Genomic DNA, 15,113 nt, shown 5'->3' with positions numbered 1-15,113 from the left:
CCACCATGACGCGCAGCCACACGATTCCCGCCCTGACCCTCGCCTTCGTCCTGTCGGCGGGGGTAGCCCACGCGCAGGCGATCCGGATCGGCGTCAACGAGCCCCTCACCGGTCCGTTCGCGGCGTCGGGCACCTACGTGGTCAACGGCGCCCGGATCGCCGCCGACGAGATCAACGCCAAGGGCGGTGTCTTGGGAAAGAAGCTCGAACTCGTCGTCGAGGACAACAAGAGCAACCCCACCGAGGCGGCGGCGGTGGCCGAGAAATTGATCACCAGCGACAAGACCCCGGTGCTCATGGGGGCCTGGGGGTCCAGCCTGACGCTCGCGGTGATGCCAAAGCTCGCCGATTACGAAACCGCGATGCTGGTGGAGACGTCGTCGTCGGGCAAGATCACCACTTCGGGCAACCCTTACGTCTTTCGCATCTCGCCGCCCTCGGCCCTGGAAGCCGAGGCCTTCGCGCCGATGGTGGAGAAGCTCGGGCTGAAGAAGGTCGATTTCCTGGCCATCAACAACGACTGGGGCCGGGGGGCGGCGGCCGATTTCGGCAAGATGCTCAAGGGCAAGGGCGTCACGGTCGGCCTCGTGGAGACCATGGACCAGGGCGCGCAGGACATGAGCGCTCAATTGTCCAAGCTGAAGGGCTCGGATGCCGACACGATCATGATCACGGCTGCCGTCGATCAGCTGACGCTCCTGTTCAAGCAGATGGCGGCGCTCGGCCTCAAGAAGCGGATCATCACCACCGGCGGCTCCCAGAACCCCGACCAGATCATCGCCCAGGCGGGCAACGCCGCCGAGGGGACGATGCATCTCACCACCTTCCTGCCCTGGTACCCGGACAAAACCCCGAACCCGGCGGCCACCGCCTATTTCATCGGCGAGTGGAAGAAGCGCGGCTTCGAGTTCGCCGGCGTCACCGAGAGCTTCCGGGGCTACGACGGCATCCGCGCCATCGCGGCGGCCATCGAAAAGGGCGGCGCCGCCGATGCGGCCTCGATCAAGAAGGGGTTCTGGTCGGTCGATTTCACCGGCCTCAACGGACAGATTCGCTTCGCCAAGGCCGGCCCCGCCGGGTCCGAGAGCGGCCAGAGCAAGCCGGACGTCTATCTCGTCAAGATCGACGGCGGGAAGGTCGTGGTGCCGACGCTTTAGCCGGGCGCAAGCCTCCCGGCTCGCACCCCTCGGGTATCACATGCGGAACAGGCTCTTCTCCTTAGGGCTACTGGATTCCCCCATCTGTTTTTGCAGGCAGAGCGCGTCCCTCTCCCCCTTGTGGGGAGAGGTTAGGAGTGGGGGTGGCTCCGCTAGCCCCCGCAAGCTGAGGGTCGCTCAACCACCCCCACCTCCAACTCCTCCCCACAAGCTCGACGGATCTCGGGCAGGCCCGAGATCCGCTGGGGAGGAGGGCCGCCCATCCCGCGCAATTGCCGTCACGCTGACGGACAGGGACCCGCGCCAAGCTCGCTGACTCTGCACTGACGCTCAGCCGACGACCGTATCACCTGCTTACAGGCGAGGCCTCGATGACCGAATTCCTGCAGCACCTCCTCAACACCCTGGTCCTGGGGGGCACCTATGCCCTGCTGGGCATCGGGCTGACCCTGATCTTCGGCATCATGAACGTGGTGAACTTCACCCACGGGGCGCTCTACACGGTGGGCGCCTACGTCATGTACCTCGCCGTTACCGCCCTCGGGCTCGGCTTCTTCGCCGCTCTGCCGACCGCGATCCTCGGCGGCCTCCTGCTCGGCGCAATCCTCGACCTCGTGCTGCTGCGGCCCTTACGCAGCGCCGACATGGACACGACCATGCTGGTGATGATCGGCGCCGGCATCGTCCTGCAATCGGGCACGCTCTGGCTGTTCGGCGGCGTCGCGAAATCGATCCCGACGCCGTTCCCGGATGCGCCCCTCCAACTCGGACCCGTCTCGGTGTCGTGGCTGCGGCTGTTCGTACTGGGCGCGGCTCTCGCGCTGATCGGCCTGACCTACTGGCTCATCAACCGGACCCGCCTCGGGCTGGCCATGCGGGCCACCTTCCAGGACCATGACACCGCCTCGCTGATGGGGGTCAACGTGCGGCTCGTCTATACCGCGACCTTCGCCATCGGCTCCAGCCTCGCGGCAGCGGCCGGTGCGCTCCTTGGGCCGGTCTATGTGGTGTTCCCGCAGATGGGCGGCATGGCCGAGCTGAAGGCTTTCGCCATCGTGATTCTCGGCGGGCTCGGCAACGTCACCGGGGCGGCCATCGGCGGCTTTATTCTGGCGCTGGCTGAGGAGCTGGGCGCCGGCTACATCTCGTCGGGCTACCGGGACGCCATGGGCTTCCTGATCATCATCGCGGTGCTGATCTTCAAGCCGACGGGCCTCTTCGCCAAGGCGGAGCGCATCGGATGACCCGGCACCTCCCCGCTCTCGCCCTCCTGGCGGCGCTGGCCGCCCTGCCCTTCGCGCTGGGCCACAACCCCTACCTGCTGAACGCGCTGATCACGACGGGCATCGTCACCATCGCGGCAATGAGCCTGAACCTGCTGCTCGGCTTCACCGGGCAGCTCAGCCTCGGGCACATCGCTTTCTTCGGCATCGGCGCCTATGTCAGCGCCCTTACGAGCCTCGGCTTCGACGTGGAGTTGCTCTGGGGCCTTCGCATCGTACACGAGCCGTGGCCGCCTGTGGTGGGCTTCGGCCTCGCCGTGCTGGTGACGGCCGCCTGCGGCTACCTCGTCGGCCGCCTGTCCTTCCGAGTGCGGGGTGCCTATTTCGTCATCGTGACGATCTCCTTCGCCGAGGTGGTGCGGCTCGTCGCCCTCAACTGGGTTGAGCTGACGCAGGGCCCCCTGGCGCTGACGGGCATCCCACCCTTCAGCCTCGGCCTGCCCGGCCTCGGCTCCGTCACCCTGCGCACGAAGCTGCAGAACTACTACCTCGTCCTCGTGGTTGGCACGCTCTGCTACGCCCTCATCGCCCGCCTCGTGCGTTCGCGCTTCGGACGGGCCATGCGGGGCCTGAAGGAGAACGAGTCCCTGGCCCTCTCGGTCGGCATCAACGCCACCCGGACCCTGACCCTCGCGGCGGTGATCTCGGCGGCGATGGCGGGGGCGGCCGGCAGCCTCTACGCCCATTACCTGCGCATCATCGATCCCGACGTGTTCCTGTTCTCCACCACGGTGACCATGGTCATCATGGTGGTGGGCGGCGGCAAGGGTACGCTGCTCGGCCCCGTCGTCGGCGGCCTGATCTTCGGCCTGCTTCCCGTCGCCCTGCGGCCGGTCATGGTGCCGGAGGCGCAATGGATGGTGTTCGGCCTCGTGCTGATCGTGATCCAGTTCGTCATGCCCCGGGGTATCGTGCCGGGCCTCGCCCGTCTCGCCACGCGCCGTCACGCGCCCGGTGGTGCAACCGCCCGGATGCCCGTGGAGGCCAGGCCATGAGCGAGATCCGCGCTCCCATCCTGTCGGTGGACCATGTCGGCGTGCGCTTCGGCGGCCTCGTCGCCATCGCCGACCTGCATTTCGACGTCCATCCCGGCGAGATCGTCAGCCTGATCGGCCCGAACGGGGCCGGCAAGACGACGGCCTTCAACGTGATGACGGGCTTTCTGAAGCCCAGCCAGGGTCAGGTCCGGTTCCGCGGCACCAGCCTCCAGGGGTTGCAGCCGCACGAGATCGTCCGTCTCGGCCTGAGTCGGACGTTCCAGCGCACGAGTGTGTTCCCCGACGACACCGTGTTCGACAATGTGATGATCGGCCTGCATCGGCGGGGCCGCGCGCGGCTGGTCGACACGCTGCTCGGGCGGGACCGCACCGGCGAGGCGGCTCTGCGAGACCGGGCCCGTGAACTCCTCGACTGGGTCGGGCTCTCCGGCCGGGCCCAGGAGAAAGCCGGGTCCCTGGCCTATGGCGAACAACGCCTCGTCGGGGTCGCGCTGGCGCTGGCCACCGAGCCTGCCATGCTGCTCCTCGACGAGCCGGTCTCGGGCATGAACGCCTCCGAGACCCAGGTCTTCGTGCGTCTGATCCGCTCGATCCGCGAGCGCGGCGTCACCATCCTCCTCGTCGAGCACGACATGCCGATGGTCATGGAAGTGTCCGACCGGATCGTGGTGCTGAATTACGGCCGCCTCATCGCCGAGGGGCCGCCGGCGGCGATCCGATCCGATCCGGCCGTGATCGAGGCCTATCTCGGCCAGGGAAGTGCCGCCCGCGAAGCCGCACAGGCCGCCAGGGAGACGATCGATGCTTGAGATCCGCGATCTCGTCTGCGGCTATGGCACGGTGACGGCCCTGAAGGGGCTCTCGCTCAAGGTCGAGGAGGGACAGCTCGTGGCGTTGGTCGGCGCCAACGGCGCCGGCAAGTCGACGACGCTCCGGGCCGTCTCGGGACTGATCCCAGCGCGCTCGGGCAGCATTCATTTTGCCGGCCGGGACATCACCGGCACCGACCCGCGCAAGGTGCTGGCCCAGGGCATCGCCCATTGCCCGGAGGGGCGGCGGGTGTTCCCGCAGATGAGCGTCGCGGAGAACCTCGCCATGGGCGCCTATCTGCGGCGCGATCCGACCGGAGTCTCCGCAGATCTCGCGCGTATCTATGGCGAGTTCCCGCGCCTCGCCGAGCGCAAGCACCAGGCTGCCGGTACCCTTTCGGGCGGCGAGCAGCAGATGCTGGCCATCGGCCGTGCGCTGATGTCCCGCCCCCGGCTCGTCCTGTTCGACGAGCCTTCGCTGGGGCTCGCCCCCAACATCGTCGAGCGCATGTTCGCCGTCATCCGGGCGATCTGCGACACCGGCACCACGGTCCTCCTCGTGGAGCAGAACGCCTTCGCGGCTCTCGAACTCTGCGACTACGCCTACCTGCTGGAGACCGGCCGCATCGTACTGGCGGGGCCGGGCTCTACGCTGATCGCGGACCCGCATGTGCGCCAAGCCTATCTCGGCGGTTGAAGGCGGGGCCTGGATCCATGCCTGCCGGATCGGGGCCCTGGACGGCCGGGCCATTCTCCCCGTCTTCGTCGCCGGGCGCCATCTCGTGCTCGTGCGGGACGGTGACGGCATCTTCGCGGCGGAACGGGCCTGCCCGCATGAAGGGGCGGATCTCGCCCTCGGCCATTGCTCCGGGGGACGCCTGTTCTGCCCAAGGCACGCGGCATGGTTCGCGCTGACGGACGGTGCCGTCTCGCCGGGATGGTTCTTTCGCGACCTCCGCACCTACCCGACCCGCAGGAACGGGGGCGATATCCAGGTACGGATCGAATCCGACGGATGAGGACGCGGGCCGGCCATCGTGACCGGGATCCGCGAGAGGGAGCATGGCATCGCCGGGCTCGCTCGCCGAGACGATCGTCTCGGCGCTGCGTCGATGAAGCCCAGTGATCAGAGCGCCTTCAGAAAGATCGGCCAGCACGGATCGTTCATGATCGAGCGGGCCCGCATGTGTTTCCAGATTCCGTATTTGTAGAAGTCGAAATCGAGGGTGGAGATGGTGTTCTGCACCATCGCCCAGGTCGACCATTTCACGTCGGCGAGTGCTTTGTGCACCATCAGGCGGGCGAACGATGCCTTGTCGTAGCGCCCGAAATACGCCTCGATCAGCTCGCGATCGACGCTCTCGGGGAAGAACATCTCTCCGCTCCAGATCGCGAGGTCGTAGAGGCGATCGTTGTTGGAGGCGTATTCGAAGTCGATCAGCAGGATGGAGCCATCCTCGCCAATGAGGAAGTTGCCCGGCATCGGATCGTTGAAACAGGGTACGAGATCGAGACCGGAGGCTTCGAGCGCCGACTGCGCCAAGCGCGTCTGGCGCGTCAGCCACACATGATCGGGCGGCATCGGCGCCTGGAGTTCGGCCACCTGCCGGTCATGTTCGGCGATCATGTCGAACACGGTCTTGGTGAGGGGCAGCAGCGGCGCTGCGTGGAATCGGCGATAGACGCCCATCGCCTCGGCCCGCAGGGCGGGGTCGGCGAAGTCGCGGTGGGTCGAGGGGCGTCGGCCATCGACGAACTCGGCGATCTCGATGTCCCGTGCGTCGAGATGATCGAAGGTACGGGGCCCGAGGCCGATCGCTTCGGCCTGCCGGCTGGCGGCGCGGGCGGCGGCGCGATCGATGAACATTTCCGTTCCGCGACCGGGCATCTTCACGAAATAGGCATGCGGTTCGCCATCGATCTCGACGCGCCAATTCATGTTGCTGATGCCGCCCAGGACCGGGCGATAGCGCATGGGGCGTCCCTGCCATGGCGCGACCGAGCGGAGAATGGCCTCGAAGGCGCGTTCGGTATCGGTGGTGCCGCCGCCCAGGGATATCATGCTCGCCTCGTCACAGGGATCTCAGGCTTTCCTCGAAACCCGATCCACCGACCCGCATCCGGCACCGCAGGAAGCGCCAGGCCGCATATTTGCGGAATTCCAGGGCGCGACGGGGTGACAGGCGGTCCATAGCCAGGGCCCGGAGGCCCCAATGGAGATCGTCGGCGGCGGCATAGGCCCTGCAACGGTGGAAGATGGCGTCGCGGTAAGCCCCTTCCGCCATCTCGATCGCAGGCTTCATCTGGGCGTCGAACTGGCAGGCTTCGCTGAGAAAGGCGCCGAGCTGGTAATGGGGGTCGGTGTCACAGGCCATGTCGAAATCCACGAGCTGGAGCGCGCCGTCCGGGGAGAACAGCAGGTTCGAGGCATGGGGGTCGGCATGGGCCGGACGGATCTCGGTTCCGGCGGCTGTCAGCGCCGCCTCGATGGCGTCGACCCAATCGAACAGGAACCAGGAATCCTGCGGCAGGGTGTCGGCCTCCTCGCCGAGGAATGCGCGAAGCCCGCGGATCGCCTCGAAGACGCTCCAACGACGTTCGAACGGTTCGCCGGCACCGATGCGCCGGAAGGCTTCGAAGACCGTGACCATGCGCTCGGGCCGGCGCAACGCGTCGAGGGTGGCGGGACGCCATTCGGGGCCCAGAGACTCGAACAGGATCGCGCCCTCCGCCTCGGCCAAGTGGAGGGGGCGAGGCGCAAGACCCAGGGAGGCGATCCGTTGCGCTGCCCGGAAGGCAGCGGAGGGATCGAGCAAGGCCGCGGCCGCGCGCTCCCCCACCTTCAGGAAGTAGCAAGGTGCCGCATCCGCGGCCTCGCCGACGAGGTACGAGGTCGATTCGACGCCGTGATAGGACGGTGAGGCGACCCCCGGCACAGCCTCCCGATAATGGACCGCCCTCCCCGCCAGCATGGGCGCGGCGGCAAGGGCCGCTTCGGCAAGGCGTTCCTGCGTATCCGCCGGCATGCCGAGCGCTTTCACCGGCGCTCCTTCTCCACTTCGAGGACCGACAGGCCCTCGTTGGCCAGGATAAGGAGCATATCCGCCAGGACTTGCGTGCCGAAGGCATGATCCTCCGGCGTGGTGAACTCGGTCGGGTGGTGGATCACGCCGCCGACACTGGGGACGGCCAGCACGATGGAGGGGCACACCGCCGCGAGGCTGATCGCATCATGGCCGCCGATCGTGTCGAGGGATCGGGCCGGGGCGCCGTTGGCGTCGCTCGCGCGCTCGGCGAGGTGGACGAGACCGGGCGACATCCGTCCGGCCGCGCGGCGGTCGATGGAGCGGATCTCATGCCCGACTTCGGCCCGTGCCGCCGCCGCCTCGATGCTCGCCAGCAGCCGCGTCTCCGCCTCGGCCAGGATCGCCTGCGATCCGGAACGGAGCTCGATGAACAGCACGGCCTCGCTCGGAACGGTGTTGGGCGAGTTCGGATACACCTCCATCCGGCCGACGGAGGTGTGCAGGTCGAGCCCGAATTCCCCGGCCAGCGCCTTGAGATCGGTGATGACATAGGCCCCGGCCAGGAGAGCGTCGTGGCGCGCCGCCATCGGGGTCGGCCCGGTATGGGCCTGCCGCCCGAGGAAGGCGAGGCGATACTTCACGGCTCCCCAGAACCGCGTGAAGGCACCGAACCGCAGCCCTTCCCGCTCGAGGACCGACTCGCCTTCGATGTGCAACTCGAGATAGGCGTCTGGAATCGGGACGGTATCGGTCCCGGCATAGCCGATGCTCTCCAAAGCTTCGCCGACCGAGATCCCCGCCCCGTCCCGCCGGCCGAGGGCCCAGGCCAGGTCCGCCGCCCCCGTGAAGACGCTGCTGCCGAGGAGGCTCGGCTGGAAGCGAGCCCCTTCCTCGTTGGTCCAGTTGGCAGCCACGAAGTTGCAGGCGGACCGGCCGCCGCTCTTTTCCAGACTCTCGCGGACCGCCAGGATGGCCTCGCAGGCGGAGATCACACCGAGTGCGCCGTCGAAACGGCCGCCATTGGGCTGGCTGTCGATATGGGAACCGACCATCACCACGGGGGCGTTGGCGCCGGCCAGATCGAGGCGCCCGAACTGATTGCCGATAGGATCGACCTTTTCCGCGAAGCCGTTCTCGCGGAACCACGTGGCGAGCCAGTCGCGCGCCTGTCCGTCTTCGGGCGAGAGGGTCAGGCGGGTCATGGAGCCGCCCGCTCCGCCGCCGAAAACGGAGACGGCCTCCATCATGGCCTGGAGGCGCGCGGGGTCGATCCGTACGGAAGAGGGTGAGGTCGTCTCAGGCATGGATCACATCCACTTGTGTGCGCTGAAAGGCCCGCGCGATATCGCGCGTGAGAGGGGCGTTGGTGACGAGGGTGTCGACGGCGTCGAGGCCGAAGGTGCGGATCGTGCCAAGCCGGCCGAACTTGGAGGAATCGGCCAGGATGACGGAGTGGCGCGTGCGCTCCACGGCGAAACGGCGCAGGACCGCCTCGTCCTCGCCCAGATCCATGAACCCGAGCGCGTGATGCACGGTGACGATGCCCATGATCGCCACGTCGTAGATGTGCTCGCGCAGGACGGTGTTCGTGCGATGGCCGAACAGGGCCCTGTAGTCCGGCTTCATGTCTCCGCCCAGCACGGTGACCTGCGCCTGGGGATCGCCCGCCAGAAGCGCTGCGATGTCGATGGAGTTGGTGTGGACCCGGATGCGCCGGCCCAGCAACTTGCGAGCGAAGGCCAGTGTCGTGGTGCCCGCATCGATGAAGACGGTCATGCCGTCCTCGACGAGTGGCAGGGCGGCCTCTGCGATCCGCGCCTTCTCCCGGGCGGCGACCCGGACACGTTCATCGAAGGGCCTGTCGCTCTCTCTCCGGTCGAGGACGGCCCCGCCATAGACCCGCCGCGCATGGCCACGCAGTTCGAGGTCGCGCAGGTCGCGCCGCACGGTCTCGGTGCTGATGGCGAGCCGGGTCGCGAGGTCTTTCACGGTCACCCGCCCGTCGCGTTCGAGCGCATCGAGGACGAGATCGAGGCGACGCCCGGTGATCCCCATCGCAGGCATTCCCTCCTTTGCCGCCGATCCGGGGCCATGTGCCCCGGTCCCGACGCCGACCGGGAGATGGACCCGCCGAAGGAACAAGCCGTGCATCAGACGAGTCCGGCGACACGGTTCGGGGCGGGATCCGTCTCGAGATGGCAGGCGGCGAGATCGCGCGATCCGCGCACGCCGAGGTGCGGGCTCAGGGTCACGCAGGTCTCGAATGCCTGCGGGCAGCGTGACCGGAACGAGCAGCCGGTCGGCAGGTCGATCGGGCTCGGGGGCTCGCCCTCGAGGAGACAATCCTCCGGCCGGTAGCGCCGCTCCTCCAGGGTCGGCATCGCCGACAGCAGGGTCCGCGTATAGGGATGGCCAGGATCGAAGAAGAGGCGCTCGTTATCGGCGAGTTCCACGACCTCGCCGAGATACATCACGGCGATACGGTTGCAGGCTTTGCGCACCATGGCGAGGTCGTGGCTGATGTAGATGTAGGTGAGGCCGTGCGCGCGCTGGAGCGTGTCGAACAAGGCCAGCAATTTGAACTGTTCCGTCTGGTCGAGGGCCGAGAGGGTCTCGTCCATGAGCAGGATCTCCGGGTCGAGCACCATGGCGCGGGCGACGTTGATGCGCTGGCGCTGCCCGGCGGAAAGCCCGAGGGGCAACTGGTCGTAGAGCGAGACGGGCAAACCCACATCGTTCATGACGTCCCGTACCTTGTCGCGGATACGCCGGCCGTCGCGCCAGCCATGAGTGCGCAGGGGCGCTTCGAGCATCGCACCGATGCCCGTGCGCGGAGGCAGCGAGTCGAACGGATCCTGGAGCACGAGCTGAAGCTTGCGCCGGAAGGCGAGAAGCTCGGACCCGGAAAGCCCTGCAATGTCCCTCCCCTCACACAGGACCTCGCCGCTGCTGGGCCGTTCCAGGCGGCTGAGCAGGCGCATCAGGGTGGACTTGCCGCAGCCGGATTCGCCGACCACCGCGAAGCTGTCGCCCTTGTGGATGTCGAAGGTGACATGGCGAACCGCGCGCAGCGCGCTCGTCCCGGCAAAGCTGCCGCGCTTCTTCACCCGGTAGGTCTGCGACACGTCCCGCAGGCTGACGATGGCGGAGCCCGGCATTGCGCCCTTCCGCGGGACGGCCGGCACCGTCGGCCGCGCGCTCCAGATCGCAGGGATCTGCGCCACGAGTTCGCGGGTATAGGGATGGCGGGGCGCGGCGATCAGCGCTTCGGTCGGCTGCTCCTCCACCAGCCTGCCCTCATCGATGACGAGGATACGGCTCGCCGCCTCGCGGGCGACGGGGAGCGAGGACGAGACGAACAGGATCGCGGTGTCGAACCCCTCGGTCAGCTCGCGCATCAGGCGGATCACCTGGGCGGCGACGGTGACGTCGAGGGGCTGGGTCACGTTGTCGGCGACCAGAAGCGCCGGGTTCGAGATCATGGCGTCGACGATCAGGGCCCGCTGCATCATTCCGCCGGAGAATTGCGACGGGTAATCGTGAAAGCGCGCGCTTGCCGAGGGAATGCGCACCGCGTCGAGCATCGCGATCACGCGGTCCTGCGCTTCGGCCGCATTCACCTCCGGCGCCACCGCCCGGATCTTCTCCACGATCTGGCGCCCGACCGGGAGGGTCGGATCGAGGGCACCCATGGGATTGGCGCCGACATAGGCGATGTCGCGGCGTAGCCGCCGCATCTCGCGCGGGGGCAGCGTGAGAAGGTTGCGGTCGCGGAACCGAACCTCGCCGCCGCCGATGACCAGGGGCGGGGCGATCCAGTTGACCACCGCCCGGGACAGCACCGTCTTGCCGGCGCCGGAAGCGCCGACCACGCCGACGATCTCACGTGGCGCGACGTCGAACGAGATGCCGTCGAGGATTCGGCGCTCGCGCCCCGGAAGGTTCAGGTCGATCCGCAGGTCGCGGACGGAGAGGACGGGGCCCATCAGGCGCCTCCGTGAATCGTGTTGCGCGCGCGCTCGAAGGCAGCGCCGATCAGGTTGATGCTGGTCAGCGTCAGGCACAGGAAGACTCCCGGCATGGTGGCGATCCACCAGGCATTGAGGAGGTACTTGCGGCCATCGGCGATGATGTTGCCGAAGGTCGGTGTCGGCGGTTGCACGCCGAGACCGAGGAATCCTAGCGTCGACTCGAAGATCATCATCCGGGCGACGTCGAGCACCGAGGTGAAGAGCAGCGGCGGCACCAGTAGGGGCACCAGCAGGGTGAGGATGATGCGCGGGTGCGTCGCCCCGGAGACCTGCGCGGCCCGCACGTATTCACGGCCCCGCTCGGCCATGACCATCGACCGCATCACCCGGGCATAGACTGGCCAGTTCGACAGGCCGAGTACCAGGATGATTGCCGGGATCGTCGGACGCGAGACGCCGAGCACAGCGATGGCCAAGATGATCATCGGGATCGAGAGTTGCGCGTCGGTGATGCGCATCACCACCGTATCCGTGCGACCGCCGAAATAACCCGCGATCGTGCCGAGGGCACAACCGATCAGGAGAGTGACGGCGACCGAGGCAACGCCGATCAGGAAGGAGTAGCGCAGGCCGACGAGGCTGCGCACCAGCATGTCGCGGCCGATCTGGTCGGTGCCGAGCGGGTGGGCCCAGCTCCAGGTCTCACCGACGAACAGCGGCGGCAGCAGGCGCGCGCGCACGTTCATCTTCAAGGGATCGATGCCGCTGAGCTCGGGGTAGAAGGCAGCGGCGAGGGCGAGGAGCGTGAACAGCGCGAAGCCGATGCGGAACTCGGTGGAGCGGCCGGCATGCGAGAGGATGCGCCGGCCGATCGAGCGGGAGGCGGCGACGTCGACCCGCAATGGCTGGGCGACCAGGGTGGCGTCGAGGGCGCTCATCAGTATTCGAGCCTCGGATCGATGGAGGTGGCGGCGAGATCGACGAGGATATTGATGAGGACGAAGATCGCGCTGGTGACGATCGCGATGCCCTGGATCAGCGGGAAGTCGCGCTGCAGCACCGCATTGATGGTGAGCAGTCCCAAACCGGGATAATCGAAGATGTATTCGACGATGATCACGCCGCCGAGCAGGCTGGAGAACTGCACGCCGAGCAGGTTGAGCAACGGGACGGAGGCGTTGCGCAGGGCATGGGCGGCGACGATCCGGCTCGGCGACAATCCGCGGACATGGCCGACGGCGACGTAGGATTCGCTCATCTGTGCGGCGACGGCCCCCGACAAAGTCCGGATCAGCACCGGCGACAGTTCCACCGCGAGCACCAGGGCCGGCAGCACGGTGTAGGAGAAGCCGCCATAGCCGATCGCCGGCAGCCAGCCGAGCTTCACTGACAGAAGCAGCGCCAGGACGATGCCGAGCCAGAAATTCGGCAGCGAGACGAAGACCGACGAGACGGTGAAAGCCAGCTTATCGGCGATGCCGCCCGGGCGTAGGCCCGCCGCGATCCCGAGAAGGCTGGAGAAAACGAGAGCGAAGAGCAGGGCCAATGCCGCCAGTTGCAGGGTCATCGGCAGGGCATCGAAAATGAGGTCCAGGACCTTCGCACGCTCGCCGCGGGTGGTGTCGTTGAAGGTCGCGCCGCCGGTCGACGCGCCGTTGGCCGGCCGCACGAAACTCTGGCCGAGATCGCCCTGGACGACGCGCACCATGTAGCGTCCGAACTGGACCGGGATGGGATCGCGCAGACCCATCTGGGTGGCGATCTGCTCGATCAGGGCTTCGGGCGCCATGCCGCCGGCCATGAGCCGCACGGGATCGCCCGGCACGACCCGAAGCAGCGTGAAGATCAGCAGCGAGACCAGGAAGATGATGACCGCACCCTGCGCGAGGCGCCGGGCGAGGAAACTGAGAACGAACATCGGGAGCAGGTCCGGTGACGGGTTCGGCAGGGCGCGACACGGCTCCCGCCGGAGCGGACCGTGTTACGCGCCCAACGCGCATGGGATCGGGCTGGTCGATCAGACCGTCTTGGAGGCGTCGATGGAGCCGTCGGGATAGACATAGAGACCCTGCAGCTCCTTCTGCATCGCGTGGATCATCACGGAGGTGAACAGCGACAAAGCCGGCACTTTCGCCGCGAGGAGCGGCATGGTCTCGTCCTGAAGGATCGCCTTGCGTGCTTCCAGCGTGGGCGCGGCCCGCTCCTTGTCGAGGCTCGCGTCGATCGCGGCGTCCTCGATGCCGGTGATCCGGTGCGAGGACGAGTGGAAATGGGTGCGCAGCACCAGATCCGGCTCCGGCGAGCCCGTGGACCAGCCGCAATCGACCATGTGGCCAGGGCCGCCGCCGGGGCGATGGTAAAGGCGCTCGTTCCATGCCGCCGGTTCCAGGACGGTGAGGCTCACCGGGAACCCCTGCTCGTTGAGCATCGCGGTGATGACCTCGCCGTATTCCTTGGTCTTCGGGTAGAAACCCACCGACGTGATGTATTCGAGCGGCGGCAGCCCCTTCCCCTTCGGGAAGCCGGCCTCGGCCAGCAGCGCCTGCGCCTTAGCGGGGTCGTAGGCCGGATAGTTCTTAAGATCGACGTAGCCGAATTTCACGGGCGAGACGTAGTTCGCGGATGCGTGGCCGGCCGCACCCAGAAGCTCGACGATCATCGCCCGGTCGATGGAGTGGCAGGCCGCCATCCGGACCCGCACGTCGTTGAAGGGCGGTTTGGAGCAGCGGAACCAGAGATACTTGTTCTCGACGGAGACGACCTGATTGATCGCGATCTTCGGGTTGGCCTTCACGGTCTCGACCTGCTCGGGCTCGAGCCGTTCGACGATCGAGGCCTGCCCGTTCATCAGCGAGAGCATCCGGGTGGTCGAGTCGCCGGTGAAGGTGAAGTCGATGCCCGGGATCGCCGGCTTACCCTTGAAGTAGCCGTCGAAGGCGGCGAGGACGGTGCTGTTGCCGCGCTGTTCGACGAAGCGGAACGGACCCGTACCGTTGAGCCGGCGGGTCAGGGCGCCGCCCGGCCCTTCCGCGATGTCCTTGGCCGACATGATCGGCAGGAACGACGCCAGGAAGATGAAGAGATGGGCGGGATAGCCGCCCTTCGACGTGTCGACGATGACGGTCTCGTCGTCGGGCGTCGTGATGGTCAGCGTGTCGGTCGGGCCGGGATACCATTGCGCCGGCCGGTCCTTGCCCGAGCCGTATTCCAAGGTGGCCTTGACGTCCTCGGCCTTGAACGGTTTGCCGTCGTGGAAGTGGATGCCCTCGCGCAGCTTGATCTGCAGGCGGGTGGGCTCGATCAGCTGGATATCGGTGGCGAGCTCGTAGACCACCTTGCTCGGGTCATCGAGCGTCATCGGCGTGCGGGTGAGGAAGCCCATCACGAATCCCTCGATGTTCTTCTGCGAGAGCGTGGTGTGAGCGGTTGGATCCCAGTTGCCGGTGATGTTCTCGGCGGACAGGAACACCAGCGGCTTTCCCCCTTGCGCGAAAGCGGAGGAGATCAGGAAGTCCGGATTGATCTGGCTGACACCGGCCAGTGCCGCACTGCCTTGCAGAAAACGCCTGCGATCAATCCCGTCGGCCATCCCGAAACTCCCAAAGCCACGTATCCGTCAAAGTGGTCAAAAACCACAAAGCACGGCGCGTGCCAGAGCGCTCGAACCGGTCAAAACGGTCATGGAGCGGATGGTGGCAGGGTCGGGGCGAGAGGAAGACTCCCGATCGACGATCCACTTCTCTCGTGCCGTCGATGGGCGGGGATCAGCGAAGGGTCGAGCGTCGCGACGAAGGGGCGATGTGAGCAGGGCTCTGGCCCGGTTACGGGCCTGCGCTGCATCGGCGCGTCGGTGGAGGACAACGCCAGCC

At 67.3% G+C, this 15,113-nt stretch carries 14 protein-coding genes; 6 read left to right on the top strand and 8 right to left on the bottom strand.

Annotated features, from left to right (window positions below):
• Positions 1 to 5 precede the first annotated feature (5 nt).
• The 6 genes from AC0IXR_RS13655 (at position 6) to AC0IXR_RS13630 (ending at position 5,266) form a co-directional block, all read left to right on the top strand.
• On the top strand, positions 6 to 1,157 hold the full coding sequence (locus AC0IXR_RS13655) for an ABC transporter substrate-binding protein (RefSeq protein WP_056433986.1): 1,152 nt from the start codon (positions 6 to 8) through the stop codon (positions 1,155 to 1,157).
• A gap of 371 nt (positions 1,158 to 1,528) precedes the next feature.
• Positions 1,529 to 2,401, top strand: coding sequence for a branched-chain amino acid ABC transporter permease (locus AC0IXR_RS13650; RefSeq protein WP_471761102.1), 873 nt, complete (start codon positions 1,529 to 1,531; stop codon positions 2,399 to 2,401).
• A complete protein-coding gene (locus AC0IXR_RS13645; protein WP_471761101.1) occupies positions 2,398 to 3,435 on the top strand; it encodes a branched-chain amino acid ABC transporter permease in 1,038 nt (345 codons plus the stop codon). The genes AC0IXR_RS13650 and AC0IXR_RS13645 overlap by 4 nt, the downstream gene beginning before the upstream one ends.
• On the top strand, positions 3,432 to 4,247 hold the full coding sequence (locus tag AC0IXR_RS13640; protein WP_200919231.1) for an ABC transporter ATP-binding protein: 816 nt from the start codon (positions 3,432 to 3,434) through the stop codon (positions 4,245 to 4,247). The genes AC0IXR_RS13645 and AC0IXR_RS13640 overlap by 4 nt, the downstream gene beginning before the upstream one ends.
• The gene (locus AC0IXR_RS13635; protein ID WP_471761100.1) at positions 4,240 to 4,944 is read left to right on the top strand and encodes an ABC transporter ATP-binding protein; all 705 of its coding nucleotides are present in this window, start codon (positions 4,240 to 4,242) and stop codon (positions 4,942 to 4,944) included. The genes AC0IXR_RS13640 and AC0IXR_RS13635 overlap by 8 nt, the downstream gene beginning before the upstream one ends.
• Positions 4,916 to 5,266, top strand: a complete 351-nt coding sequence (locus AC0IXR_RS13630) for a Rieske (2Fe-2S) protein (RefSeq protein WP_424753578.1) — start codon at positions 4,916 to 4,918, stop codon at positions 5,264 to 5,266. Before AC0IXR_RS13635 ends, AC0IXR_RS13630 begins: the two co-directional genes overlap by 29 nt.
• A 107-nt stretch (positions 5,267 to 5,373) precedes the next feature.
• Here the strand turns inward: AC0IXR_RS13630 and AC0IXR_RS13625 are convergent, their stop codons facing one another.
• The 8 genes from AC0IXR_RS13625 to AC0IXR_RS13590 all read right to left on the bottom strand — a co-directional run bounded on the left by AC0IXR_RS13625 (position 5,374) and on the right by AC0IXR_RS13590 (position 14,833).
• Positions 5,374 to 6,309: a phosphotransferase gene (locus tag AC0IXR_RS13625; RefSeq protein ID WP_471761099.1), complete on the bottom strand. Its 936-nt coding sequence runs from the start codon at positions 6,307 to 6,309 to the stop codon at positions 5,374 to 5,376.
• A gap of 10 nt (positions 6,310 to 6,319) precedes the next feature.
• On the bottom strand, positions 6,320 to 7,288 hold the full coding sequence (locus AC0IXR_RS13620) for a phosphotransferase (protein WP_471761098.1): 969 nt from the start codon (positions 7,286 to 7,288) through the stop codon (positions 6,320 to 6,322).
• Positions 7,285 to 8,577, bottom strand: a complete 1,293-nt coding sequence (locus AC0IXR_RS13615; RefSeq protein WP_207412486.1) for a Zn-dependent hydrolase — start codon at positions 8,575 to 8,577, stop codon at positions 7,285 to 7,287. Before AC0IXR_RS13615 ends, AC0IXR_RS13620 begins: the two co-directional genes overlap by 4 nt.
• Positions 8,570 to 9,337 carry a DeoR/GlpR family DNA-binding transcription regulator gene (locus AC0IXR_RS13610; protein ID WP_471761097.1) on the bottom strand — a complete coding sequence of 256 codons (768 nt, stop codon included), beginning with the start codon at positions 9,335 to 9,337 and terminating at the stop codon, positions 8,570 to 8,572. Before AC0IXR_RS13610 ends, AC0IXR_RS13615 begins: the two co-directional genes overlap by 8 nt.
• A gap of 86 nt (positions 9,338 to 9,423) precedes the next feature.
• A complete protein-coding gene (locus AC0IXR_RS13605) occupies positions 9,424 to 11,259 on the bottom strand; it encodes an ABC transporter ATP-binding protein (RefSeq protein WP_471761096.1) in 1,836 nt (611 codons plus the stop codon).
• Positions 11,259 to 12,182: an ABC transporter permease gene (locus AC0IXR_RS13600; protein WP_056433956.1), complete on the bottom strand. Its 924-nt coding sequence runs from the start codon at positions 12,180 to 12,182 to the stop codon at positions 11,259 to 11,261. Before AC0IXR_RS13600 ends, AC0IXR_RS13605 begins: the two co-directional genes overlap by 1 nt.
• Entirely contained in the window at positions 12,182 to 13,162 is a 981-nt protein-coding gene (locus tag AC0IXR_RS13595; RefSeq protein ID WP_471761095.1) for an ABC transporter permease, read from the bottom strand. Before AC0IXR_RS13595 ends, AC0IXR_RS13600 begins: the two co-directional genes overlap by 1 nt.
• A 99-nt stretch (positions 13,163 to 13,261) precedes the next feature.
• Positions 13,262 to 14,833, bottom strand: a complete 1,572-nt coding sequence (locus AC0IXR_RS13590) for an ABC transporter substrate-binding protein (RefSeq protein ID WP_471761093.1) — start codon at positions 14,831 to 14,833, stop codon at positions 13,262 to 13,264.
• Between the last annotated feature and the right edge of the window lie 280 nt (positions 14,834 to 15,113).

This window comes from Methylobacterium sp. AC832, assembly GCF_979256025.1.
The sequence above is the reverse complement of the archived record's forward strand: the minus strand, read 5'-3'. Positions and strand labels throughout refer to the sequence as shown.